At 46.6% G+C, this 26021-nt stretch carries 24 protein-coding genes; 12 read left to right on the top strand and 12 right to left on the bottom strand.

Translation table 11 applies throughout. The annotated features are described in order from the left end of the window. Positions 1–177 precede the first annotated feature (177 nt). The 3 genes from DN599_RS10010 to DN599_RS19065 form a co-directional block, all read right to left on the bottom strand. Positions 178–858 carry an energy-coupling factor ABC transporter permease gene (locus DN599_RS10010; RefSeq protein ID WP_110457539.1) on the bottom strand — a complete coding sequence of 227 codons (681 nt, stop codon included), beginning with the start codon at positions 856–858 and terminating at the stop codon, positions 178–180. A 100-nt stretch (positions 859–958) separates the two neighbouring features. Further along, entirely contained in the window at positions 959–2161 is a 1203-nt protein-coding gene (locus tag DN599_RS10005) for a GGDEF domain-containing protein (RefSeq protein ID WP_204165114.1), read from the bottom strand. Between the two features lie 674 nt (positions 2162–2835). Beyond that, the gene (locus tag DN599_RS19065) at positions 2836–2958 is read right to left on the bottom strand and encodes a hypothetical protein (RefSeq protein ID WP_275426004.1); all 123 of its coding nucleotides are present in this window, start codon (positions 2956–2958) and stop codon (positions 2836–2838) included. Positions 2959–4232: 1274 nt separating this feature from the next. Between DN599_RS19065 and DN599_RS10000 the strand changes: the two genes are divergently transcribed. From DN599_RS10000 to DN599_RS09975, 7 genes are all read left to right on the top strand, one after another. Beyond that, positions 4233–4637 (top strand): GreA/GreB family elongation factor, encoded by a 405-nt coding sequence (locus tag DN599_RS10000; RefSeq protein WP_110457451.1) that lies wholly within the window; start codon positions 4233–4235, stop codon positions 4635–4637. An 855-nt stretch (positions 4638–5492) separates the two neighbouring features. Continuing rightward, the gene (locus DN599_RS09995; protein ID WP_110457450.1) at positions 5493–5942 is read left to right on the top strand and encodes a hypothetical protein; all 450 of its coding nucleotides are present in this window, start codon (positions 5493–5495) and stop codon (positions 5940–5942) included. 350 nt (positions 5943–6292) lie between these two features. Then, positions 6293–7366, top strand: coding sequence for a PepSY-associated TM helix domain-containing protein (locus tag DN599_RS09990; protein WP_110457449.1), 1074 nt, complete (start codon positions 6293–6295; stop codon positions 7364–7366). A gap of 107 nt (positions 7367–7473) precedes the next feature. Continuing rightward, positions 7474–7605 (top strand): hypothetical protein, encoded by a 132-nt coding sequence (locus DN599_RS19060; RefSeq protein ID WP_275426003.1) that lies wholly within the window; start codon positions 7474–7476, stop codon positions 7603–7605. 217 nt (positions 7606–7822) lie between these two features. Next, the gene (locus DN599_RS09985) at positions 7823–9892 is read left to right on the top strand and encodes a M13 family metallopeptidase (RefSeq protein WP_110457448.1); all 2070 of its coding nucleotides are present in this window, start codon (positions 7823–7825) and stop codon (positions 9890–9892) included. A gap of 202 nt (positions 9893–10094) precedes the next feature. After that, complete coding sequence (locus tag DN599_RS09980; RefSeq protein ID WP_239473276.1) at positions 10095–10766, top strand: TRAP transporter large permease subunit; 672 nt, start codon at positions 10095–10097, stop codon at positions 10764–10766. Positions 10767–10949: 183 nt separating this feature from the next. Continuing rightward, positions 10950–11273 carry a DUF1840 domain-containing protein gene (locus DN599_RS09975; RefSeq protein WP_110457447.1) on the top strand — a complete coding sequence of 108 codons (324 nt, stop codon included), beginning with the start codon at positions 10950–10952 and terminating at the stop codon, positions 11271–11273. A gap of 4 nt (positions 11274–11277) precedes the next feature. Here the strand turns inward: DN599_RS09975 and DN599_RS09970 are convergent, their stop codons facing one another. Further along, entirely contained in the window at positions 11278–12222 is a 945-nt protein-coding gene (locus DN599_RS09970; RefSeq protein ID WP_110457446.1) for a LysR family transcriptional regulator, read from the bottom strand. 134 nt (positions 12223–12356) lie between these two features. Here DN599_RS09970 and DN599_RS09965 point away from each other — a divergent pair, with 134 nt between their 5' ends. From DN599_RS09965 to DN599_RS09950, 4 genes are read left to right on the top strand one after another with little or no spacing between them, the layout of a single operon-like run. Next, on the top strand, positions 12357–12617 hold the full coding sequence (locus tag DN599_RS09965; protein WP_110457445.1) for a hypothetical protein: 261 nt from the start codon (positions 12357–12359) through the stop codon (positions 12615–12617). A gap of 1 nt (position 12618) precedes the next feature. After that, complete coding sequence (locus tag DN599_RS09960; RefSeq protein ID WP_110457444.1) at positions 12619–13551, top strand: sodium-dependent bicarbonate transport family permease; 933 nt, start codon at positions 12619–12621, stop codon at positions 13549–13551. A gap of 9 nt (positions 13552–13560) precedes the next feature. Further along, a complete protein-coding gene (gene purE, locus DN599_RS09955; protein WP_110457443.1) occupies positions 13561–14043 on the top strand; it encodes a 5-(carboxyamino)imidazole ribonucleotide mutase in 483 nt (160 codons plus the stop codon). Next, positions 14043–15137, top strand: a complete 1095-nt coding sequence (locus tag DN599_RS09950) for a 5-(carboxyamino)imidazole ribonucleotide synthase (protein ID WP_110457442.1) — start codon at positions 14043–14045, stop codon at positions 15135–15137. Before purE ends, DN599_RS09950 begins: the two co-directional genes overlap by 1 nt. 47 nt (positions 15138–15184) lie before the next feature. On the opposite strand, the gene DN599_RS09945 is transcribed toward DN599_RS09950, so the two are convergent. Continuing rightward, a complete protein-coding gene (locus DN599_RS09945) occupies positions 15185–15433 on the bottom strand; it encodes a hypothetical protein (protein ID WP_110457441.1) in 249 nt (82 codons plus the stop codon). Positions 15434–15742: 309 nt separating this feature from the next. On the opposite strand from DN599_RS09945, the gene yghU reads away from it, so the two are divergent. Further along, on the top strand, positions 15743–16600 hold the full coding sequence (gene yghU, locus DN599_RS09940; RefSeq protein ID WP_110457440.1) for a glutathione-dependent disulfide-bond oxidoreductase: 858 nt from the start codon (positions 15743–15745) through the stop codon (positions 16598–16600). A gap of 136 nt (positions 16601–16736) precedes the next feature. Here yghU and DN599_RS09935 read toward each other — a convergent pair whose 3' ends face one another. From DN599_RS09935 to DN599_RS09905, 7 genes are all read right to left on the bottom strand, one after another. Further along, on the bottom strand, positions 16737–18923 hold the full coding sequence (locus DN599_RS09935; protein WP_110457439.1) for an OsmC domain/YcaO domain-containing protein: 2187 nt from the start codon (positions 18921–18923) through the stop codon (positions 16737–16739). 153 nt (positions 18924–19076) lie between these two features. After that, positions 19077–19265: a hypothetical protein gene (locus DN599_RS09930; RefSeq protein ID WP_338054432.1), complete on the bottom strand. Its 189-nt coding sequence runs from the start codon at positions 19263–19265 to the stop codon at positions 19077–19079. 16 nt (positions 19266–19281) lie between these two features. Then, positions 19282–20154 (bottom strand): DMT family transporter, encoded by an 873-nt coding sequence (locus DN599_RS09925; RefSeq protein ID WP_110457437.1) that lies wholly within the window; start codon positions 20152–20154, stop codon positions 19282–19284. A 209-nt stretch (positions 20155–20363) separates the two neighbouring features. After that, on the bottom strand, positions 20364–21461 hold the full coding sequence (locus DN599_RS09920; RefSeq protein WP_110457436.1) for an alkene reductase: 1098 nt from the start codon (positions 21459–21461) through the stop codon (positions 20364–20366). Between the two features lie 327 nt (positions 21462–21788). Further along, the gene (locus tag DN599_RS09915; protein ID WP_110457435.1) at positions 21789–23027 is read right to left on the bottom strand and encodes a cation:proton antiporter; all 1239 of its coding nucleotides are present in this window, start codon (positions 23025–23027) and stop codon (positions 21789–21791) included. A gap of 186 nt (positions 23028–23213) precedes the next feature. After that, positions 23214–23603, bottom strand: a complete 390-nt coding sequence (locus DN599_RS09910; RefSeq protein WP_110457434.1) for a ribosome recycling factor family protein — start codon at positions 23601–23603, stop codon at positions 23214–23216. Between the two features lie 77 nt (positions 23604–23680). Beyond that, positions 23681–25975, bottom strand: coding sequence for a peptidase U32 family protein (locus DN599_RS09905; protein WP_110457433.1), 2295 nt, complete (start codon positions 25973–25975; stop codon positions 23681–23683). Positions 25976–26021 lie beyond the last annotated feature (46 nt).

The following is a 26021-nucleotide window of genomic DNA, read 5'->3' as shown; positions in this document are numbered from 1 at the left end:
CTAAAGTACACTGCAACGGACGGTAAATTATATAATTAGAATCACTAGTTATTTCAATTTACGTCTTGTATCAAGCCGCTTACCGTGATCAATGTTGAGTTGGCTACGTTAATTTGGCCGCCATGATACCAAAAAATCGCCCTACAGACCCAGCAAATATTAGGCTTTAAGCCGCAACTAAAAGTAATGTCTGTCTGAGTAGTCATATAACCATTGCGGGCGATACACCACCATAATGGTCACAGCCATACCGTTGAGTAGCGCCTCAGGAAAGCCCAACAAAGGAATTAAGAGTAGATAGTTATCTACCAAGTAATCCCATGGGTAATCACCACTTAACCATAGCCAAGCAGACCAAGCCCCCATATGAAACACCATAGAGAGCAACCCATTGATAAAGGCGGCACAAAAAATATAGATAAACAGATGATGCGGTAAGTGTTGATACACCTTGCTGTAAACGGCATAACAGAGAAACAAAGGTAAGGCGATGGCAACCAATGCATAGAATGCAAAGTCAAACGGTTGCTGCAAAATAAAGGTGGTAAAAAACAGTACGGGCAATAGCGCTATCACAGTGGCCATACGCCAACCAAACATCAACATTAGGGTAACTAGACCTAAAAAATGCAGGTGAATACCATCGGTAATGCTGGCGTCGAGTAACCATAATCCATTAATGGCAAAGGCGGTTAATAACAGCCGTGATTGCAACGCTTTATCGTTGATCAGCGCCTTTATATCAGTGCTGGGCCAAATCGCCCATAACCAAACGAGCAGTAGCAACATCGCCAACAACTGAGCACCGCCCAAATGCCAATCGATATCGCTAAGCCGCTGTAGCAAAAACTCCGTCATGCCCCCTCCCATCAGCGCTAGGCTCCATCATAAACTGAGATACGTCATGACTCAGCTCCTTAGCGCAATATTACTCAGCTGATTATGGCTTAATGCCCCGTTATGCACACACCTGGTTACGGCCTTTTTTCTTGGCCTTATACAAGGCTTTATCGGCCTGCTTCATGCATTGTTCGAAACTTTGATCGGCAAGATGCTCGGCTAACCCAATCGATACGGTAACACTGACGATACGCTGTTTATCGACCGCTTTTTTGTTGCGATTTTTACTGGCGTTACTATTCTGATTAGCCTTACGCTTAGTTTCTCTGAGTACAATGTCGTAATCTTCTATCGATTGCCGCACCGCATCGAGATGCTCGACAACCTGTTTAGCCTGCTTATTCGCAAACACAATCGTAAATTCTTCACCGCCATAACGAAATGCCTTACCCCCACCAGTCACTTGCGACAATTTAACGGCCACTAATTTAAGTACCTGATCACCCACATCATGACCATAGGTATCGTTAAACTTTTTAAAATAATCGATATCGACCATGGCGACTGTGTATTTTCTGCCTAAAGACAAACTAAGATTAAACAGGGCTCGGCGCGAAGGTAAGCCGGTAAGCTCATCGCGATAAGCTAGAAAATACGAGTCAAACAGCACAGTTAATAATAGAAAAACGGCGATCATATTAAGCTGCACCGCCAACGACTGTAAATCAGCAGCGTAATAATGCATCAGCCAGACAATAAAGGTAAGTCCTAGACTCGTATGCACTAAATTGCTGTCTTTAATTAGTTTGACCAACATGACAGCACCAGCTAGAAATACCGGCAATGTGGCTAAACCATTGGCAGACAAGAAAGGCAGATAGCGTTCACGCACCTGCTGCGCCATCCCTGGATAATGCTCCAGTAGAGATAACCATAAATAAGCCGCTAACAAGCTCGCAGCAATAATGCCAAGACGCACCAAAGTATGGACACTGAGCAGGCCTCGGTCTTTAATGAAACAAAACACGGCTGTGATGATCCCGCCGCCAATAAACACCCATTGATAAGTGTCATGACCGAGTAATCCATGTTGGGTTAGCGTATAAAACAGCAACAATAAGCTGGCGATATAACTGAGGCGACTACGATTAAATTGCAGTGCGATCAGCGCCGCAATGGCGAGTAACCAATAGGGCATCACCTGTATGGTATCGAGCCAGTCTACCCAGCGAGCACTAAAATAATCGATGGCACCCAATAACAGGCCGGTGAGCAATAACGGGGCAAGCAGATAGCGGCAAGAGTGATAAAAATGACTCAAAATTTCTCCAATAATCACCATATTCAACATAGAGAATACAGACAAGTAGTTAATACTTCCCTGTAAAATGTGCGGCCCAATTCCCCCCAAACAAAATTCAACGCAGCAAAATAGACAAACTGGACGATGCAACTGACCCAAAGCGACCGTTTCGACTCGGCGCTAAAGTACTGGTGACACTATTAAATGAAATGCCTGTCTGCAATGCCATAGTGCAGCAACACAAAAGCCAGCCTAATGGCTCAATAAAAGCTGAGTCAAATTAGGATCATTATAAGCAATGTGCCGAATTTATAATGCGTTACGCTTCACCTCTTGGGTACTGCTGCCGAGTTAATCATTGAGTACTGCAAGGTTATTTGATACCCACATACAGCAACTGCGCAGGAACACTGACCACAAACATGCTCAAGTGATGTAATACCGAATTAGCTGAAGCCAAGTCTCGTTATGGGCGATGATTCGAAATGAGACACTGTCTAACTGGATAACTTACTTTGTAAAGATTCACTTTTTGACAAAGTAAAACACTCTACAGAAGGCGAATTTAGGCGGTGAAAGCCACAAAGAGGCAAAGCGAAAAAACAAAAAAGGCCAGCAGTATATGCCAGCCTCTATTCTACAAACGTTGCCCATGACTAGGAGTCAGGTGCGCAACGCTAATACCATCTTGGTTACTTAATCTTGTCAAACAAGCCTTTATTGGCTTTCTTTGCCAATTTATCGTTGCGTTTTTCTTTGGCCGATTTTAAAGGTTGTTTCTTGTTTTCTTTACCGCTTTTATGTTCTTTACTCATTTTTCGCTCCAGTGTTTACTGGGGCATCTTAGCTAGGGCTAACCGTTCACAGCTTAGTCATTTTAACGAGCGTTTGATGTCCTGAAGTAAACGTATGTTACTTACTCAATATGCAATACACACTATTAATACAACGCATTAATTTAATTAGTTAAAATTGGTGTGATGTCAGTTTCCTACCTGTGCATTAAGACCCCTCCATACTAGCACTAAACTCAGCAATAAAAACCAGTGATTCATTAGAATAAGTTAAGCTAATGCTAGATGTTACAGTTCTAAGGGAAACGCCAAAAATTGGTCTCATCAACTCAAGCCTTAAGCATGAATCAAGCAATCACTACGAGGTATGAGCCACTGATTCGCTAATACCAAATGCTCAAGAACGGGTTCCAAAGTTTTACCATGCCACATTCAAGCCAAGGGCTTATACCATCCTACAGCTGCTCAGACTAATAACTGATGCTTGTCGAATATCATCCAGCTAATTTTTTCAAAAAACGTCTCAAAAAAATAATACCCTACTACTATCGAGGCAAGCATTAATAATACTCAAAAAACTGCGTCATTAATTTTAAACTATCGTACAAATTACTTAAAAAATATAAAATACACTTAGTATACAAAATCAGACTTGCTTTATTTTTTTAGTTACCATAAGGTATAGATAAGCCGATTGAAAACACACCAGTAATTGACTAAAGACTTGAGTTGACTAAAGTGACGCTTATAAAAATAAAAGTTACTCGCGATCAATAGTTGATTTAACGGTTAGTCATTGAATGTGACAAATAAGCCTGTCGTAAACACAACCCGCTTTAATACAGGTGGTACTTATTTTTCTCTGTTCACGCCGTCACGACAAGATTCAGAATGTGGTCAAGGTGCGGCATGAGATAATGGTATAAAATACCAAGAATATGATTAAAAAATACCAACTTACAGCCATAAAATGTAGAGCGACAGGCTGGCCACTACTAGATGTAGAGTGAATTCTCGATCTAGAAAGTTATAAACACTACCCCGATTAACAGCGACTGGAGATGTAAAAACTATGTTTACCGATGCATTTTCATCACTATCTTTATCTAAAAAGTCAGCTTATCCCTTTTGCTGTAGCTTTTTCACACTGACACGCTTCTCACTTATATTCCCAGTGTAAGCCGGGCGCTAGCAGCGCTCGGCATAACTACAAAAAACTCATTAATATCGATATAAGTCAGCGAACTTATCACCTCGAATTAATCTTTATTCACCTTTAAAATATTAGAGGAAATATGATTCTTTCATTCTTAAAAAACATACTTAAGATATTAACAATAAAAACTGAATCTTATTATTTACAAAATAGTTTTAACGCTTCTTTACGGCCCACAGCGCTAGCGGGGGTTATCGCTAAATTGGATAACCTGCAAGGTGATACTGCGAGCGATAAAATAGGTGTCGGATACCAAGTAAAGCTTGTGAATATGCAAGATCAACAAGAATATCAAATAGAACTGGTCTACCCGCCCAAACACAAACCCTGCGCTGGACGTTTTTCTGTCATTTCAGATTTAGGCGCCAGCTTACTGGGGCTGTCTAAGGGGGAGATGGCACAAGTCAATATTTTAGGCAAACCTGTACTCTTTATGATCACCCAGGTGACGAGTAACAAGAAAGCCCGCACGACTACACCCTAAAGCATGCTCAGCTCCGTGGCACCATGCTTATATTACTCGCTGTTGGTGGCGGCTGGCAGCGAACGTCGATAACCCAGAGCAAAAGGCTTAGGCTGACAAGCTCATGAAGAAGGAGATGTTATTTTGAAGGCATTTATTGGCCGTGAAGATTAATCTAACTTGATAAATCATTAAGCCGTTAACCCCCCCCATTTTTGGGCGACATTTACTCAACAGCATGGCAGCGCTTTTAAGGTAAGCGCCCAAAAATATCATTCGAAGCGATACAGATGTTGTAACGCTCCCATGAGGTTAACCTTAACGATAAGATGGATTAATTTGTATAACGCCTCAATTTAAGCTGGAAATAATAATTGAGCCCAAGCGATCAAAATCGAATAACGGCGCGGTATTTGATGGCGAGTTAAACGTTGGAGTCGATATCCATGAGTAAAGAAAAGGCAAAGAAAGCGCCACAACGCTCATTAAAAGAGAAACGTAAAGATAAACGCGAGCGACAAAAGTCGTCCGACTAGTTTATCGCTGCAAGCATGAAAGTTGTGCTTGAGGCACACGCCTCTTTAAATAGGTAAGTCATCGGAGCCTAACTGATCATTGAGCAATGACTGTTAGGCTCTTTTTATTCGCATTAGCCCCCACCTCTCGCCTGCCTGTAACACTCCACAATGAAGTAATACTCAATTTATCAAAGTGACTGCCAGCCATTAAAGCATCAAGTCGACTTAGGCTTAACTGATTAATACACTAGATTTAACCCTTTGCCTCGATAACCATGAGCTTGACTATACTGATTAAGGCTCATGTAGCACAGGTTCAAATGAGCATTCAGATATTTTACTCACTGGAGCAAATGAAATGAAAAATTTATTAATTGTCTTATTGTGTGCCTTATTCAGTAGCTCGCCTATGGCCAAAGATAGGCTAGAAGTCTATGAAGATTATGAACTTGGCAGCGAGATCATGAGCATTACTACCGTGCGTATCGATCCTAACATGAGCGATGTTTACTTGGCGGGTCTGCGCGAGAGCTGGGTGAAAGCAGCCAAAATTCAAAAAGAGCTTGGTTATATTAAAAATTGGAAAATTTATGGCAGCGACCTTCCCACCAGCGGTGATTTTAACATGCTATTAGTGGTCACCTTCGAGAACTCAAGCGATCTGGAACCTAACAAGCAAAAATACGATGCCTTTATGAAAAAATGGACAGAGACAGATAAAAAAATGTCAGAGGAGATCTCTGCAAAGTACCCCGAAGTGAGAACCCTCACGGGTGAATATCGAATGCGCGAAATTATCCTAAAGTAAACGCACAACATAAATAACGGATAAAAATAGGACTTACCTAATATCGACCTGCCTAGCAATTATACAGGTCGCTTTAGCTCTGTTGATAAACCTCAACAACCCACCCCGCTCACCAACATTAGCGCAAAGCACCTTCTGCTGTGGCCTATCCCTTATAATTTGTGAGCTAAACCACTCAACTTTACATTTCTTTAATTGAATTCACTGTTGAGACTAATTATCATTCTCATAAATTATTTGAGTTTACATAATGGCTTAACCATAAACTGCAATCCTGCTTTTTATGATCGCCTCGTAAAATTAGTCACGGAGAATCTACCAGCGATGCCGCTGTGTAGAACGAGAACAACATGAATCTAGTACCAGCATTAAAGTGGTTTCATAATTGGGTCGGTTTTGCAGTCAGCATCACCATGTTAATCGTATTGATCACAGGAGTGTATTTAGGCAGCGTCGATATCATTAAGCGCCTCGATAACCAAGGGCAAACATTTATGCCCTTATCCACTGAGCAGAAAGCCGCTGCTCTACAGTCGTTATTTGAACGTTACCCTGAAATGACCACGGTACGCTTTCCAACCGAGTATAAGCCCTATATTCAAGCATCGATGCGTGGCAAGTCTATCGCGTTCGATAATCAGCTCAATGAGCTGTCTGTTAGCGCCTCTGCCAATATTCCCTTTTACAGCACTATTTTTTGGTTACATCGTAACTTTTTACTCGGTGATGTAGGTAAGTACACTAACGCTTGGGCGTCACTGCTTGGCGGCGCAATCACCTTAGTCGGTATTTATCTGTGGTGGCGTGTGCGCAAGTCGTTTCGACTAAAACAGAGTATTCCGCGTAACACTCGCTCCAGCAGCTTGGTAAAAAGCCATATACAACTGGGATTATTTATTTCTGTCCCGCTATTTATTTTGTGTGTTAGCGGCTTTTTAATTACCTACAAAGGGCTGTGGATCGATGCTGTAAAATCAGTGCCATCATCGGATATAGCATATCCAGTGAGCCAACAAAGTGATTGGCTCAGCCAATTGAATACCGCGCAGCAATTTTGGCCTGAATCGCAGTTAGTCGCCGTGAGTAAGCCGCGCAACGACAAGGCACCTCAGCTCATCTACAGCATACGCTTCAATAGCCACAACGATGTCTGGTTACGTGAAGCCGACCAAATCAGTATGAATCATCAGCAAGGTATCATTCAAACTGCGCTCAAACACAGCGATAGACCACTTTCGGGTCAAATTGCGACATTTGTGAGACCACTGCATGATGCGCTCAATATGCCCCTGAGCTATGTTGTGCTGATCACCTTAGTATCCTGTGTCGGCACACTGATCTTATCGTTTAGCTTAGTGACTTTTTGTCGTCGCACCTTTAAACGTAAGCGCAGTTATGCACTGAATACTCAGCCTAATGGTTAACGATTAGTGCCACCAGGCTCAGATAGCCGCTCGCTATCTGAGCTTCTTGCTCATCTCCCACTTTTACCGACCTTGCCAACCGCCACTTCCGGCCCAAGAGTGCTATTGTGGCCCATCAGTGGTATGAGTTTGGTATCGCCCATGGACAAGAGGGTCTGTATCAATCTGCAAATATTGTCTTGGCCAATCAGCACATCTACCAATACAAGCACGTTAAGGCTCAGCAGAATAATTCATAAGGTGCGGTAACATATCCCCTAAGCGCTCCAGCCCAGTTCCAACCCAAGAGTCCCTCTTAGCTTAATCTCCCAATAACCTCCTCAGCCCCCCCCTTGGCCGCGTGTTTTTGTAGGTTAAAACTTTGCTAACAATTATACGGTTGACTTTTTTCAACAGTCTTACAAGATAAGTAACATCAATCAACAAGCTACCACCAGCAAGGAAGAATATAAAACGATGAAAAAATCCTTAATTGCCATCGCATTGGCCAGCACTTTTCTCAGTGGCTGTGGCACATCTGATGTGAATACCAGCGATGTAAAAAGTGAAGTCACCACCCCAAGCAAGCAAGCCGAACTGGGCAGCTTTGGTGTCGATTTAACCGCGCGCAATTTAGCCGTTAAACCTGGCGATGACTTCTTTATGTATGCCAGCGGCACTTGGTACGACAACTACCAGATGCCAGCCGATAAGACACGTTATGGTGCATTTACCGCACTAGCCGACCGCAGCGAGAAACAAGTCAAAGAGATCATCGATGATATCGCCGCTCGCGATAACCTTAACGCCGAAGAACAACTGATTGCCGACTTCTATAACGCCTATATGGACACTGAGACCATCAATAAACGTGGTATCACCCCTATCCAGCCCACCTTAGATAGCATTGCGGCTATCGATTCTACCGACGATTTAACAACCCTGTTTGGTCAATCTTGGCTTATCGGCAGCACCTCACCCATTGGTGGTGGAATGTGGTTTAATCGCCTCGACCCCAACCAATATGAGATGTCCATTGGCGCTGGCGGCTTAGGCTTACCCGATCGCTCTTACTATTTAGAAGATAGCGAACGCTTCGTTAATATCCGCAAGGCGTATGTGGCACATATCGCCGATATGCTGGCTTTTGCTGGCATCAAAGATGGCCAAGCGCGCGCCGAGGCGATTTTAGCGTTAGAAACCAAGATGGCCGAAGGCCAATGGCCCAGAGAGAAGCGTCGTAACCGCGACTTGACCCTCAATCAAATTAAACGCGAAGACTTAAGCAAGCAGTATCCAGGTTTTAACTGGGATCGCTATTTTGCCCAAACAGGCTACCAAGTCCCGCAGCTCAATATCTCTCAGCCTGAGCCGGTTAACGCCATGATCGCCTTGATTAATAATGAAGATTTGGCTATCTGGCGTGATTACCTCACCTTCCACACCATCAGTAACAATGCCGAACTATTGTCGGAAGATATTTACGCCACCAGTTTCGATTTTTATGGCAAAACCTTGAGTGGTCAACAAGAGCCTCGTCCACGTTGGAAGCGCGCTGTAGAGCAGATGTCTGGCACGCAGTCACTGGGCTTTGCTATCGGTAAAGTGTACGTGGCGCGCTACTTCCCTGAGTCATCGAAGCAGCAAATGGCCCAATTAGTTGAAAACCTTCGCACCGCCCTAGGTGAGCGCATCGATGGGCTCGACTGGATGGGTGATGAAACCAAAGTCAACGCCCACGCCAAACTCAAAGCCTTCACCCCCAAAATTGGCTATCCAGATGTGTGGCAAGAGTTTGATGGTTTAACCCTAAGTCGCACCGACTTAGTCAGTAACATCACCAATCTCAGAGAGTTTTTTAGAGCCGATAGCGTCGCTAAAGAGCTAGAAAAAACCGACCGTAACCGCTGGGGCATGACGCCACAACGCGTTAACGCCTACTACAATAGCTCGTTTAACGAAATTGTCTTCCCAGCGGCCATCTTACAACCGCCGTTTTTCGATCCTAACGCCGATCCTGCGGTTAACTATGGCGGCATTGGCGCCGTAATTGGTCACGAAATGGGGCATGGCTTCGATGACCAAGGCTCAAAGTCTGACGCTAATGGCATTCAACGTAACTGGTGGACAGATCAAGACCGCGTCGCCTTTGATGCCAAAGCCGATCGTCTTGCTGAGCAATACAGTCAATACGAACCGATCCCAGATAACTTCGTTAATGGCCGCAACAGCCTAGGGGAAAATATCGGCGATGTGGGCGGTTTATCCATGGCCTATCATGCTTACAAGCTTAGCCTAAATGGCAAAGAAGCACCGGTCATCGATGGCCTCACGGGCGATCAACGTTTCTTCTTGGCTTGGGCCCAGGTCTGGAGAGAAAAGCGCACCGAGCAGAGCATGCTCAACCAACTGCGCGGTGGCACTCACGCACCGGGTCGTTATCGCGCACTCGCGCCACGTAATCATGATGCATGGTACAAGGCGTTCGACGTGCAGCCAGGCGATGCGTTATACCTCAGCGAAGAAGAGCGCGTGCGCATTTGGTAATGCCAAGCAAGACCAGCGTAAGCTAAGCAATTGCTGAGCAATATCGCTTATTTACCACACAGCTAAACTAAAATGCCAGTCATAGTGACTGGCATTTTTATAACTTACATACCAGCCCAACTTTGCCCGCATTAACGCCTCACAAATCGCGAAAATCACCTTAACCTCATCTGCGCCACCGCACAGACTTTAATCAGCCTCGGTGGCGTGTGGCGCGGCGGGGATCATTGTTGGCGTTGTCGGCCAAACAGGTATTGGTTTGCAATTTACCCAGTTTGTGATGGATTTTTCCGGTGGCTATATGTTGGTAGCACTGGGACTGGTCAGCATTATGGCCTTAGTGCTGGGGATGGGTCTACCGGTAACGGCGGCATATATTGTGCTGGCCGTGATGGCCGTGCCTATGCTGGGCGACTTTGGCTTACCCCTATTGACTGCCCATCTGATTGTATTTTGGCTGTCACAAACCTCCAATGTCACACCGCCTATCGCGCTGGCGGCCTTCGCTGGTGCCGGTGTGGCAAACGCCAACCCGATGAAGTCATCGGTAGAAGCCTTTAAGTTAGCCGTTGGCCTGTTTATCATCCCCATCATGATGGCTTATACTGACCTACTTAATCCCGATGTTAGTTGGCTAGGCTTTCTATTTGCGATAGCACAAACCAGCACCATCATAGTCGCATTGGCTATCGCTATCGAAGGCTATATGCTGCGTAGGCTGACCCTAATAGAGCGATTGGTGGCCCTGTTTATTGTCCCCTTGGTACTCTTTAATCCATTTAATTTAGGCATAGCTGGTGTCGCAGCATTACTGGTATTGCTAGCCATACAGTGGCAAAGCCGCGATGTGATTAAGCGTTCAGATAATCACTAACCGCCGTTGATGAGCGCGCCAAGGTCATCATGCCTTGTCGCGCTAACGCCTTAACCTAAGATAATGACCTAGAATAAACTTATTGTGATAATTACCGATTTAAGTGGTCGGCGTATAAGTATGGCATCATACTGAAAGTTAACATGCTATCATCAATCATCCGCCACATTTAAGGGGCCAGCCATGTTGGTTACATTTAAGACCAAGTACTATTCTGACATCACCATGTTTGGCGATGTTGCTACCCGTTTACTGCAAATGATGGGACACAGTACCATAGTGCCCGGTGCCATCGCGGCCGCCGATGTCCCCGCTGCATTGCAAAAATTATCGGCGGCTATTTCGGCGCTCCCCACTGTCGATGAAGCCGCTCGCACACAGCTCGATGCCGATAATGAAGAAGAGGAGGACGATGCGCCGGAAGTCAGCTTACGCCACCGCGCCTTACCACTTATCGCCTTACTCGAGTCGGCGCAAGAGTCGCAAAGCTACGTCATGTGGGAATAACACCTTAAATCGGCTCGCAACGGGCCAATTCGGTTAGCAGCATTTCACGCCCCTCACTCTGTACATGAGATAAAAAGGCCTGTGCTATCGCCGAGGGCCGTTTCGACTTTAGCCATAAAAAATACCAATTGGAGTTAATAGGCAAGGATTTCACCCGCAACTGAGCCAGCCCCATATGGCCGCCAAACGTGAGGGTATGGGCTGATAATATACTCACCCCTAAACCAGACATCACCGAATGTTTAATGGCTTCGTTACTCTCAATGGTCATCTTCACATTAAGCTTAACGCCCTGTTGGAGCATGAAGTTTTCGATGGCTAAACGGGTACCTGAACCGTTCTCACGCATTAAAAAAGGCGCCTCACATAACTGGGCTAACGACACCTCCGCTTGCTGCACCAACGGATGCTCTTCGTGGGCAATGGCAACCAGTGGATTATTAAAAAATTCGATGCTCTCGGTATTAAGGTCGCCCGGTGGATGGCTAAAGACATAAAAATCATCAATGCCTTGCTTAAGCCGTTCGATGATCTGTTGGCGGTTACCCACATTTAATTGCACGCTGATATTGGGGTAACGCTTACAAAATGGCCCTAACAGATGCGGAATAAAGTATTTTGCGGTGGTCACCACCGCCAAGCGAAGCGTTCCTGACTTCAACTCCCCCATGTCTGACAACGACATCTCTAAGCGAGAAAAACTGTCTAATACCTCGGTAGCTGTTTTCACCACCTCTAATCCCGCTTCGGTAAACACCACTTTTCTGCCCACGATGTTATACAAAGCCAGCCCGACTACGTCGGCCAGTTTTTTTAATTGCATCGAGATTGTCGGCTGAGTCAGGTGCAATTGCTGCGCGGCGCCACTGACGCTGCCGCTATCATATACCGCTAACAAAATCTCCATCTGCCGCAGGGTGCCTAAATGGGCTTGTAATCTGAGTGACATGGCTGACCTTTATATAGATTTTTATCTATAGAGTAACTAATAAATATCTATTTTTATATATAGCCTGTTTTTGGCAAGATTACCGCATAAATTTGGTGACCGATAGCAATCGGCCGCAAACAAGCGAGGATGGGATGAAACAGATCATTGAACAAATACGACAAGACCGCGCGCTGTTATTTAGTTTACTGGTTGCTACAGGTGTGGGCGCACTTGGCGGCGTAGCTAACATACAGGGCCACAATGGTGGCGGACTGCTTCTGTCTGCTGGCGCGGTTTTCACCCTATGCGCAGTCACTCTTTTCAATCGACTCACCTCATCATCGCGCCGCCAACGTCAGCCTCTGGCGTCAACAACGCAGGTCAAGCTCACCTCTGACTTAAGCGGAAGCTAATATGCAACTCGACATTACCATCGCATTTTTCATCTTAGGAGCGTTAGCCACATTATTGAAATCCAATGTGCAATTTCCTAAGGCGCTCTATCAAGCTTTGACCCTATTCTTATTAATCGCCATCGGCCTAAAAGGTGGCGTAGCGCTCGCCAAATATGGCTCTAGCGCACTATTACCCCAGTCGATGTGGGTCATCGCAATGGGGTTAATATTGCCACTTATCGCCTTTCCCATTTTACGCTTTATCGGCCAACTTAACCGCGCCGATAGCGCCTCAATTGCTGCCCATTATGGCTCGGTAAGCATTGGTACCTATGCGGTCGCGGTGGCATTTTTAGAATCGCAACATATCAGTTATGAAGCCTATTTCCCGCTGTTTGTGGTGTTACTGGAGATCCCTGCGATTGCCGTCGGTATCGCCCTTGCCCAAGAAAAAGGCCAGCAAGTGAAGTGGCGCGTATTACTGCATGAAGTGTTTTGTAATCAAAGCTTAATCCTACTTGTGGGGGCGCTGGTTATGGGTTACTGGGGCGCCGACCGAATAGGCTCTATCACGCCGCTGTTCTTTGACCTGTTCCATGGTGTCTTGGCATTGTTCTTATTAGAGATGGGGATGATGGCGGCCAGTCGAATTCAGGCGCTAAAACAGATGGGCAGCTTTATTCTGGCATTTGGCGTGGCCATGCCCTTAATTGGCGGTTTCATCGGCTGCTTACTGGGGCTCTATTTAGGGCTGTCCAATGGCGGCGCAATCTTATTGGCCACCTTAGGCGCCAGCGCATCTTATATTGCGGTGCCTGCGGCGATGCGCGTTGCCATTCCCCGGGCCGACCATAGCCTGTCGGTCACCTATTCGTTAGCAATCACCTTCCCGTTCAACGTACTGGTCGGTATCCCCACTTATGCACTATTTACACATTGGTTAACAACTTAAGAGGCAGCAATGACACAAGCTAAAGTCGCAATAATTATGGGCTCACAAAGTGATTGGCCCACCATGAAAAATGCAACCACTGTGCTCGATGCACTAAAGATAAGCTACCACACACAAGTGGTATCGGCGCATCGTACCCCTGAGCGTCTGGTCGAATTTAGCCATAATGCGGCTAAAGAGGGCATAGAGGTGATCATTGCTGGCGCTGGCGGCGCCGCACACCTACCCGGCATGACTGCCGCGATGACCCACCTGCCCGTAATTGCGGTGCCGGTGTCGAGCAAATCTTTAAAAGGGATGGACAGTTTGCTGTCTATCGTGCAAATGCCGAAAGGGGTTGCTGTGGCCACCCAAGCGATTGGCGAGTCGGGTGCCTTTAATGCCGGCCTGATGGCAGCGCAAATATTGGCACTGGGTGATAGCGCTTTAACTCAGCGGCTTATCGATTGGAGAGCTTCACAAACTGCCAGCGTGCCTTTGGAGGTAGAATAATGCGTATTGGCATCATTGGCTGCGGTCAATTAGCCCGCATGCTGGCACTGGCGGGGCTCCCTTTGGGGCTCAAGTTTAGCTTTGTGGCCGATACTGGCAGCGATACGGATTTAAGCTGCGTAGAAGGTTTAGGACTGATTGCCCCATGGCAAGCGGGTGATAACCTTGCAGACCTTTATGATGCCTTAGGTCAGCCTGATGCTTTCACGGTAGAAAAGGAGCAGGTCGACCTCAACTTACTGCACGGCTTAGCCGCTTTTTGCCGTATCGCGCCGAGCGTCAATAGCGTTGCCCATTGCAAAAGCCGTATCGAGGAAAAACAGCTGCTAGCCCAACTGCAGATCCCTAGTGTACCTTTTTGCTACGGTATCGACTTAAACCAAAGCGCCAAAGAGCTTGGTCTACCCATGGTGCTTAAATCCTTACATGACGGCTATGACGGCAAAAACCAGTGGCTAGTCAAAGATGATAGACAACTAGCACAGCTCGCTGCCAGCCCACCCCAAACGGACTATCTGGCAGAGCAGTGGGTAGCGTTTGACCGGGAAGTATCGCTTATCGGTGTGCGCAGCACGACGGGCGACACCCAGTTTTACCCGCTAACCGAAAATGTGCACCATCAAGGGATCTTAGTGCGCTCCATCGCCCCAGCTCAGGGGATAACGCCTCTGATGCAACAAACCGCCGAAGATTATATGCGGGCGATTTTTGACGCCCTGCCCTATGTGGGCGTGTTCGCCATGGAGTTATTTGTGGTGGGAGATAAACTACTGGTTAACGAGCTGGCTCCTAGAGTGCATAACAGCGGCCACTGGACACAGCTAGGCGCCATGACCTGTCAATTTGAAAACCACCTCAGGGCGATAGTAGGTCTGCCGCTAGGGGCAACACAAGCTCAAGGCGCGACGGCAATGCTCAATTTACTGGGCACAGCTGCAGCGCCAAGGGAGGCGCTTACCACCAATGCCAGTTTGCACTGGTATAACAAGACGCCACAACCTCAACGAAAAGTGGGCCATATCAACATTAATGCCTGCGACCATGCGCAATTACAGCAGCAGATCGCACAAGTTGAAGCTCGCTTGTCCCGTTAGCGCCACTCGTCAGACAACGGCGCTTTAGAGCCGTCGCTCAACCACACTTAATGCTGTGGTTGGGCGCCATTTCGGACAATATCTTTACCCGTATCAAACACCTCTTGGGTTACCCAACGGGCAAGCAATAACTTGTGGTTATTGCCAAACACCGCCACAAAGTGACGACCGTCGGCATTATTGGTCGCCATGCCAATCCCAACGACCCCTTCTAAACCTAACCCACCCTGCTCAACAGCGGCAATAAAGCGGCGTAACTCGGTTAAATTGTCGATCACATCGTGTTCATTATTCATCTATTCACTACTCTTATCGTCACAACTGACCTACATTAGCTCAAATGGAGCTGAGGTTCAGTCTGTATCTGTATCACTTTGAGCGGCGTACTTTACCGTAAAGTGGGGGACAATGTGAACTCTCAGTATTGCACTATCATCATTGGCTAAGGCGGCAGAGATTCTATTGCGGCCATTTATCTGCCACTTATAACTAATACTTGGGATCGATAGCCAAGTGTTATAACTAAAAATAACCTTTAGGGGTTTAACTCTGATTAAACATCCCGATATTAACCAGTATCACGCCAGTAAAACCAAGGAAATCACATGACACAGGAATATACGCCCCCCAAAGTATGGACAATGGATAAAGAGAGCGGCGGCAAATGGGCCAGTATTAATCGCCCCGATTCTGGCGCCAGACACCAACAAGCCTTGCCAGTAGGCAAGCATCCTTTGCAACTGCATTCGTTGGCCACCCCTAACGGCCAAAAAGTCACTATCATGCTGGAGGAACTCTTGGCTAAAGGTGTTAGCGCCGCCGAATACGATGCCTACACCATAGATATTGGCGAGGGCGATCAATTCTCATCAGGCTTTGTCGCCATCAACCCCAACTCGAAAATTCCTGCCCTCGTCGATAACTCGGGTGATGAGCCGATAAGAGTGTTTGAGTCGGGCGCCATCTTGCTTTATTTAGCCGACAAATTTGGCCACTTTATCCCTAAAGATCACGCCGCCCGCACTGAGACACTCAATTGGTTATTTTGGCTACAAGGCTCGGCGCCTTACTTGGGTGGCGGGTTCGGCCACTTCTATGCCTATGCGCCTGAAAAATTTGAGTACCCCATCAATCGCTTCACCATGGAAGTGAAACGCCAATTAGACGTGCTAGATAAACAGTTAGCCAATAACACCTACATTGCAGGCGATGAATACAGCATTGCCGATATGGCCATTTGGACTTGGTACGGTAACTTAGTGCTTGGCCATTTATATGATGCCGCCGAATTCTTAGCGGTAGGCTCTTATACTCATGTCGTTCGCTGGGCCAACAATGTCGCCGCCAGACCCGCAGTGCAGCGCGGTCGTATCGTCAACCGCACATGGGGCGAAACGTGGGAGCAACTCGATGAGCGCCACAGCGCCAGCGATATAGACCAAGTGCTAAATCAGCGTCCTTAGGCTAACGTCGCGTGGTTACGCCATGGATCGGTGGCACGTAAGTTGAAACACATCATTAAAAAAGCGAGCCTTAGGCTCGCTTTTTTGGGGTTAAGTATCAACATGTGCTAACGCAGTTAGTCGCGCAGGTCCATGATTAGAGTCCGGCTTTGGCTTTCCGGGCTTGATGCAATTTCTTATAACTTTCAATCAATCGCAGGTGTGGCTCTATGCCTTCAAGCTGCATGCTCGTTTGGGTTAAACCAGAGAAACGTATGTCACCGTTTACCGAGCCAACCACTTGCTCCATCACGGCTTCACCAAACATTCTATTGAAGTTATGGATGAAATCTTCCAGCGCTAACGCTTCGTCTAAGGTCACTTCCAATACCGCATTAACCGCTTGATAGAACAAGCCACGCTCAACCGTATTATCGTTAAACTGCAAGAAGTCGCCCACCAGCTCCAGCGCCTCATCATGAGCACCGAGTGCAAGATAGATAAGGATTTTAAGCTCAATAATGGTGAGCTGGCCCCACACGGTATTTTCATCGAACACGATGCCAATCAGGGTGCGAATATCTGTGTAGTTATCGAGCTGACTCTCTTCAAAACGATTGACTAAATCAACCAGCTCATCATCACTCAAGGTATGCAGGTTTAAGATATCTTCACGGTAATCCAGCGCCTTGTTGGTGTTATCCCAAATCAAATCTTCGACAGGATAAACCTCTGAGTAATCTGGCACTAAAATACGGCAAGCCGACGCGCCGAGTTGATCAAACTCAGCCACGTACACCTCTTTACCTAAGGTTGCTAAGATGCCAAACAACCCTTTAGCTTCCTCTTCGTTGGTGCCAGAGAAATCCCACTCGCAGAAGTCAAAGTCATGCTTGCTGCTAAAGAAGCGCCACGAGATCACCCCAGTCGAGTCGATAAAATGTTCGACAAAGTTTTCTGGCTCACTCACCGCCATGCTGTTAAAGCTCGGCTTAGGCACATCGTTAAGGCCTTCGAAGCTGCGACCTTGTAATAGCTCAGTTAAGCTGCGCTCTAAGGCCACTTCGAAACTCGGATGTGCGCCGAATGACGCAAATACGCCGCCAGTTTTCGGATTCATCAAGGTGACACACATCACCGGGAACTGACCGCCTAATGAGGCATCTTTCACTACAACCGGGAAGCCTTGCTCCTCAAGCCCCTTGATGCCAGCAAGGATACTGGGGTACTTTTCTAACACCTGCATAGGCACATCGGGTAGCACAATTTCTTGCTCGATAATTTGACGCTTAACCGCACGCTCAAAAATCTCTGATAAGCACTGCACTTCGGCTTCTTGCAGGTTGTTACCCGCACTCATACCGTTACTTAAAAACAGGTTTTCGATTAAATTCGACGGGAAATAAACCGTCTCGCCATCGGAGCGACGCGTATAGGGGATGCTGCAGATGCCGCGCTCGATGTTGCCTGAGTTGGTATCGATAAGATGCGAGCCACACAGCTCATCATCGGGATTGTAAATGTCTAAACAATAGTCATCGAGCAGGCCAGCAGGCAGCGCATCGTCATCGGTGAGCGCAAACCATTTCTCGTTGGGGTAATGCACAAACTCGCTGTTGGCGATATCCAAACCGAAGAACTGGTCGTTATAGAAAAAGTTACAGTTTAGGCGCTCAATAAATTCACCTAATGCAGAGCATAATGCGCTCTCTTTGGTCGCCCCTTTACCATTGGTAAAGCACATGGGCGAGGCAGCATCACGAATATGCAACGACCACACATTGGGCACGATATTGCGCCATGATGAGATTTCAATCTTCATTCCAAGATCGGCCAAAATGCCAGTCATATTGGCGATGGTTTGCTCAAGCGGCAGATCTTTACCCAAAATATAGGTGTTCGCTTCGCCATCGGGCTGGCCCATCAACATGGCATTAGCATCGGCGTCGAGATTCTCAACCGTTTCGATTTTGAACTCAGGCCCGGTTTGCACCACTTTTTTCACGGTGCAACGTTCGATAGAGCGTAAGATACCTTGGCGATCTTTATCGGAAATATCATCTGGCAGCTCAACCTGAATTTGAAAAATTTGGTTGTAGCGATCTTCAGGATCCACAATATTGTTTTGTGACAGGCGAATATTGTCGGTGGGAATGTCACGCGCCTTACAATACACCTTAACGAAATAGGCCGCGCAAAGGGCTGATGAAGCTAAGAAATAATCAAAAGGACTAGGGGCAGAACCATCACCTTTGTAACGGATCGGTTGATCGGCGGTAACGGTAAAATCGTCAAACTTGGCTTCAAGTCTGAGATTGTCGAGAAAATTAACTTTGATTTCCATTGAATATATCCAGTGTCGTGCGCGGCCAAGCGGCCAAAAAACTTACATTGAGGTGAATTATCGGTGTTTTTAACCCATTAGTCTTGGGTTAATTACCAAAAAGCCCATTAAGTGAGTTAGCGCTCAGGAAATACAGCGGCTTGGGGGCGTGGGTTAAAGGTTGCGCTCAGATCCGCGCTTCACTAACACAAAGGTGAGGTACATCTTAGTCGATAACGACAGCGCCATGCCGATGGCGACACCTATCGCACTGATAATAATGCCATTAACGCCCATGGCCTCTATCGTTTCGCTAAGGTTATGCACATAAACCCCAACAGCAATAAGGCTAGTACCAAGCACAATGCAACACTTATCTCTATAGGGCTGGCCTTGTTTTGATCGCGTAATATCTAGACAACTTAATATATAACAGTAGTGATAGAAAAATCACGCTGCCACCGACAAACTGCTGCAGCTGTAACTGCTCATCTAACATCCAAATACTCAGCAACATGGTCCAAATCGGCTCTAAAATCATCAGCAGTGCGGCCGTTTCCATAGTCACCTTGTACTGCCCCAAGGTTTGCAATAGGTATCGTACCGATGTCGCGATCACCGTCGATATCATAAACCAAAATAGTAACTGCGCATTTAACTCAAAGGCGACTGTTTTGGTCAATGCCACATACACCAAGCCAACAATCCCAACGACAAACAGTTGAATACAAATCGAATCTAATGGTTTGATATTAAGGCTGATATTTTTGTTTAATACAAAATGAACCGAAAGTAAGGCCGCAGCTAATAGAAAATACCACTGGCTCGGATCAACCTGCCAACCCTTGGTGAGTATCAGTAACATCATGCCACAAATACTCACAGGCAAAGCCAGCCAAAAGGCACGATTGGGCTTAATTTGAAACAACACCCAAGCGACCATGGGGGCAATAATCATCGCCAAACTCATGATAAATGCCCCTTCCGACAAACTTTGGCTCATGGCGACAGCGTGAACCCAAACTTGCAGTGAGACCCCAAGAAAAATACCGACACCGCCAGCGGACAACAAAGATTTGATGTGCAGTTTAACTACACTTTTATAGCAAAAGGGCAATAGCAGCAGGCTGGCGAGCAAGAAGCGAGCGCCGATAAACAGCTCTCCAGGCATATGAATCACAACCATTTTCGATGCGATCCAACCAACAGCAGCTAACAAGGTAGCGATAAATAGATACAACACTCCGCGCATGATGGGGACTCATATAAAGTAAGATTCAGCCTCAATAGCAAGGCTGAAATGGCGACGACATGAAACACCTAAAACCATGATATGGCAAGTTTTTTAATCTAAATTTTGTTCATCTTTATTTGCGTAAATAGCAACCCCATTGCTGTGGTTGCTATTTATTTCACCGCAGATAACCGCTTACCGTCACAGTGGACGGCAAGGTCCCCTGATTATTTAGCATACTCAGGATAATCGGTTAAGCCTTTTTCAGCCCCGCCAAACAAGGTCGCCGGATCGTGCTCAGCCCATGAATAGCCATGCTTGATACGGTCAGGTAGATCAGGGTTGGCCACAAAGGGGCGGCCAAAACCTATCATATCGGCCAAACCGTCATTAAGGGTTTGCTCAGCTTTTTCAGCATCATACTTACCGGCGTAAATTAATACTCCTTTAAAGGCTGCACGTACCGCCTGTTTAAATGACAATGGCGTTTCTGGTGCATCGTCCCAATCCACCTCGGCAATGTGTAAATAGACGATGTTGTATTGATTGAGCAACGCCGCTGCCGCGGTATAGGTTTCAACGGGATTCGCATCAACCGTGCCATTAAGTGATGTAAATGGCGCTAAACGTACCCCAACGCGATCGGCTCCAATGGCATCGACCACCGCCTCGACCACGTCGGCTAAAAAGCGCAGACGATTGTCGACACTGCCACCATATTCATCGGTGCGATTGTTGGCACCAGAGTCGATAAACTGGTTGATTAAATAGCCATTGGCCGCATGCAGCTCGATACCATCAAACCCTGCCTCAATGGCATTGAGCGCCGCTTGACGGTATTCCCCAATCACCTGCTTAATGTCATCTTTGGTCATGGCCCGAGGCTCTACCACATCAACAAAGCCCGGCTCTGCCTTACCATTATCAACAAACACTTTAACGTTTTCGGCCTTAATGGCTGATGAAGAGATGGGCTGAGCCCCGCCGATATTATCGGGATGGGTAACGCGGCCCACATGCCATAACTGGGCAAAAATCACTCCACCTTTAGCATGCACTGCGGTGGTGGTTTTCTTCCAGCCATCAATTTGCGCCTGAGTGTAGATACCAGGAGTCCACGCATAACCTTGGCCCATGGCTGATATTTGAGTACCTTCAGCCACGATTAAGCCTGCCGAAGCACGCTGGGCATAGTAAGTGGCCATGATGTCATTAGCTTCATTGCCCGGTTGGGTCGCACGCGAACGCGTCATCGGCGGCATAACAATCCGGTTAACTAACGTGTAACGACCTAATTGCAAAGGTTGAAATAATGCCTGCTTCATCTTGCTGTACCTCTGTTGGCTAATCCTATGTGCGGCATGAACACTGACACAAGATGCTTGCGTTAACTCCTGTAGGGAGCCTACTGATTTATCAAGCTTTAACTCATATCATGGTGTCGAGACAGAGAATAATTTGCTCATCGATATTCCCAACTGACTTGATAACACACCCGAGCATAGTGTGGCGATTCACTGAATAGCGGCATACTACGCCATGAAAACCAGTCCGCATAATTATCATTTTTTATTTTAATCATTACAATTTATTATTGATAAGCCAAATTCGGCCCACTTAAATAGCCAACAAGAGCTCACTCAGCTCATCTATCACTCTTTATCTTGTGAGGATGCCTCAGGAAACGTTAGCCGATGACGCCGCGCATAGCGGTTAGCCAGAGGCTGAGCACTCAAGCCATGGGCTAAAATACTCAACAGCACAGTGACGGTCACCACAGCATATAAGGTTGCGAATCCCTGCATGCTGCCTATCTCATGCACCACGATCAACACATATAAAATAGAGGCGATGCCTCGCGGACCAAACCAAGCAATAAATAACTTAGTCGATAGATCTAACTCAGTGCCGATAAGGGATAGCACCACAGGCACCATGCGCAGCACGGTCAAACTCAATAGCGCATACAGCACCACTTCCCAGGTGATATAAGCGAGGATAAGGGGCACGAACGCAAGACCAAAAACGAAGAAGCTAATTAACACAAACAGCTCCCCTTCACTCTCGGCAAAATCTTCAATATGATTACGAGTTTTCTCGTAGGTATTGCCCGCATATAAGCCAGCAAAAAAGGCCGCAATAAAGCCATTACCCGACAGCGTTTCGGCAAGATAGAAAGCCAAGACGGCTAAAGCGATGGGAATTAAATTTTGATAACTGGCCTCGGCCAGATTTCGCTTATCGGCCCACACCAATAACTTAGTGCCTGCATAACCCACCACTGTGCCCACTATCGCACCGACACCAATCTGCTGAGCAACATAGACTATCCAGTGTTGCTGCTGACCAGCCTCTGTATCACTTAAGATAAGCGCCACGACAGTCAATAACATAGGGAAAATGATGCCATCATTGAGCCCGCTTTCCACATTAATGCTAGAGCGAACCCACTTAGGAACTTTGGGGTCGGACACCACGGCCTTACCGAGCGCCGCATCGGTTGGGGTCAGCAGTAGAGCCAATAGAAGCAATGTCGTCATGGGTTCATCAGGGAAAATCCACCATGCCGCAGCGGTGCCGAGCACCACAGTGATCGGCAAGCCAATAAATAGCAATCTAGCCGGAACTTGCCATGAACTTCGCAGCAATTTAAGGTCAAGCAGGGCGGCATCGGCAAACAGCACTAATACCAAGGCAAGCTCAACGATCACAGTGACAAATTCAGCATCGATTTCGACCTGAGTTATATGCAATCCTAACGGCGAGAGTAATAGTCCCAGCCCAGTAAACACCATGGGACCTGAGATATTGAGGCGAGACAACCCCTTGGAAATATAACCATATAACAAGACAATCATTGCGATAACTAAAATAACGATATGCTCATCCATGCCTAGCCGGTCCTTAACGTCAATCGATAACTGAGCCTCAAAGCTAACAAAAATGTGGCAATTAAGCTTGCCTTAAATATGACCATAATAGCAATGCAGGGCGACTCAAGCACGCCCTCAAAGGGTGGCCGATATACACAGGGGTAATGCCGACTGGATGCTATTCGCTGTAGTGTGTCGCAGAAGCTACCAAGCGTCGGCGTCAAAGCGCGCCCGCCTGGCTGCAGTGAGAGAGCATTGGGTGAGATGCATCAACTCATTCAAGGTGATGCTAGGGTTGCCCTTAATGAGGCGAGCAAGCTTAACCTGCAAAGGTTCTAGCTTGTCAGCGTGTTGCTGTAAGGCTGTGGTAATTTTTTGCACAAGGTAAGATAACTCAGCACACTCAGATACGTGTAATTGCGATGCCAGCGATTGAATATCAATGGCATCGCCACGCAACTGCCAATTTCTGGAGCGGCGCACACGCTTTAGCTCGCAACCATATTGCTTAGCAACCGCTTGCGCCTTGTTGGCCGCTTCCCTGCCAATCCGATGGATGAGCGCCGGAAGCGGTATGCTGATCTGCTTATCCATAACGGCTTACCTGTTAATCAAGTAAAGGCGCCGTTGACGCGAGCGGTTAAAGTACGACATCAGGTTACCCCCTCAATTTACAACCCGTTTTGGTATTGCAGGAGCGTTGACTCGGGCACTAAGCGCGACAGCTTCGCGCTGGCTTCACTTTGGCCATCGAGCAGGGCTTGAAACTGTTTAATGAGCTCAACCTTGTCAGGAGAGACTCTGTCGCCTGCGCCAATATTGGTCAAATCAATCATAAAGCCATCAAACTTATCACTAAGGTCGTTAATGATGTCGGTATTTAAAAACTGATCTTGGTTATAAATGCTTGGGTAACCTGCTTTTTGCTTGTCGATGGCAAAAGAGTCACCTTTGAGGTTTTTAATACTGGTCGATTTATCGCACGACAACATACAACCGTTATCGATGCGTGGCTTTTCACACCCCACACTCTGTTGGAAAAAACACTGCCGGCTAGCCATCAACAAAATGGGATGATAAATGCTGTAAAGCAGCTTAAAGTCTTTCGGTCTGGCTATCTGCTTAATTTGCTGCCGGTTTATCTCGTTAGAAATAAAGGCGCCGCTGCAGGCCGCTCCTTGCTTAAGTGCCAGCAAAGCGTAAGAGTTGGTGGTATTTAAAAATGGCCCCGCAATCCATTGAATCCCCAACTGCTCGGCATGATACGCAATACCTGTATTGTTGGTGACAATCAGCTTAGGCTTCACTTGTTGCAAAATATTCAGCGCCACATCAAAATCTTTGCCGATTAACACGGGCGGGAACCAAGGAATAAGCCGTGGGTTTTGCAGCAAGAAGTCGACATACTTGGTGCAGCCACGCTTGTAAGCATCGGGCAGCTTAAAATAGATATCGCCATCGGTCACATCGGCCAATGCCACATCGGCTTCATCACAGATAAGCATCGACAGCCCAAGCGGCCCATCGGCTTTAGGATGGTGCTCAAGTTTAGGCAGCTGCACATGTGCAATCATAGCAACCCCTGCATTTAAGTAGCTAAGTAGCTCATTTTTTAACGTGGTTATCTCACGAAACGGAATGCTTAAACCATCGGTTAGCTGCTGAGTGTCAAGCTCGACGAGTTCATAGTTAGCGTTATTAATGCTTTTGAAACGCTTTTCAATCGCTTGCCTATCAACGCTTAACTCCTCGCTCGGTATCATTACACTGCTAGAGGTAAAGACTTGACTGTCGGTTTTAACCGCTTGCCCGGGCAACAGGCTATCACTTTGTTCAGTCACCACCGTTAACCGCAGCGGCCCATCTAGCTCACTGGCAAAGCTCAAGCTAAGCTTGATTTTTTCGATACTCAAATGCGCAATTTTTTCATCAACTGAGCTGGTGATCTGCTGTTTATCCACTTGCAGTTGCTGCTGAGCCGAGTGAATTTGTACCACAGAGATAGACTCGCCTTTTTCGGCTTTGAGTTTATCCACCAAGTGATTGTTAGAGTTATCACGTGGGTTATCAATAAACATCGACTGGTTTAAATCGCCCCGTAAAAACGCATTGGTAAAGTCGCGGTTAAACACCTTATATAAACGTTCGCCATCTTGAGTCAGCTCGCCGGTTGCCACATAGCCGTCAATCTGCTTGCGAAAACTATCGATCACCGTATGCACATAGCTAGCGCCTTTAATGCGCCCTTCCACTTTAAAGGAGTACACACCCGCTTCAATCAAGGCAGGTAAATCAAAAAATGCCGAATTGTCTTTGATATTTAATGGAAAATTATGACCCGACTCGGTAGTTTCATACTCTTCACGGCACGCTTGACTGCAACGGCCACGGTTACCCGAGTTACCCGCGCTGGCCGAGGTTGAATAACATAAACCCGAAAACGCCACGCATAATGACCCATGCACAAACACCTCTAATAAGGTGTCATGCTCTTGGCCGACTTTGGCGAGCGCCGTTATCTCGCGTAAATTAAGCTCGCGCGATAAGTTCACCCGGCTGACACCGAGTTTTTTTAAAAACGGAATTTGCCCCGCATTATGGGTGGTTAGCTGAGTCGATGCATGGATATCAAGGGTCGGAAAGTAGTGACGCAACACATAAAGCAAGCCCATGTCTTGCACTATCACCCCATCTAAGGTGGTGTTGACTAACTTATTCAATAAGTTAAATAAGGTTTTAAATTCTTGCTCTAAGATAACAATATTGAGGGTTAAGAAAATTTGACAATCGTATTGATGGGCAAGTCTGATGATCCCCACAAGTTGATCGAATGAAATATTAGCGGCGCGATTACGGGCGTTAAAGGTATCTAGGCCGCAATACACAGCATCAGCACCGGCAATAATGGCCGCTTTTATGGCCTGCACATCACCACCTGGAGCTAATAATTCAATCTTGGGTTTCATCACTTTAGCGAGTCTCAGTTAAGGTTAAAAGGGGGAATGGTACGCG

The sequence above is a fragment of the Shewanella algidipiscicola genome, from assembly GCF_900380485.1.
Lineage (GTDB): Bacteria > Pseudomonadota > Gammaproteobacteria > Enterobacterales > Shewanellaceae > Shewanella > Shewanella algidipiscicola.
This window is presented reverse-complemented; position numbering and strand designations above follow the sequence as displayed.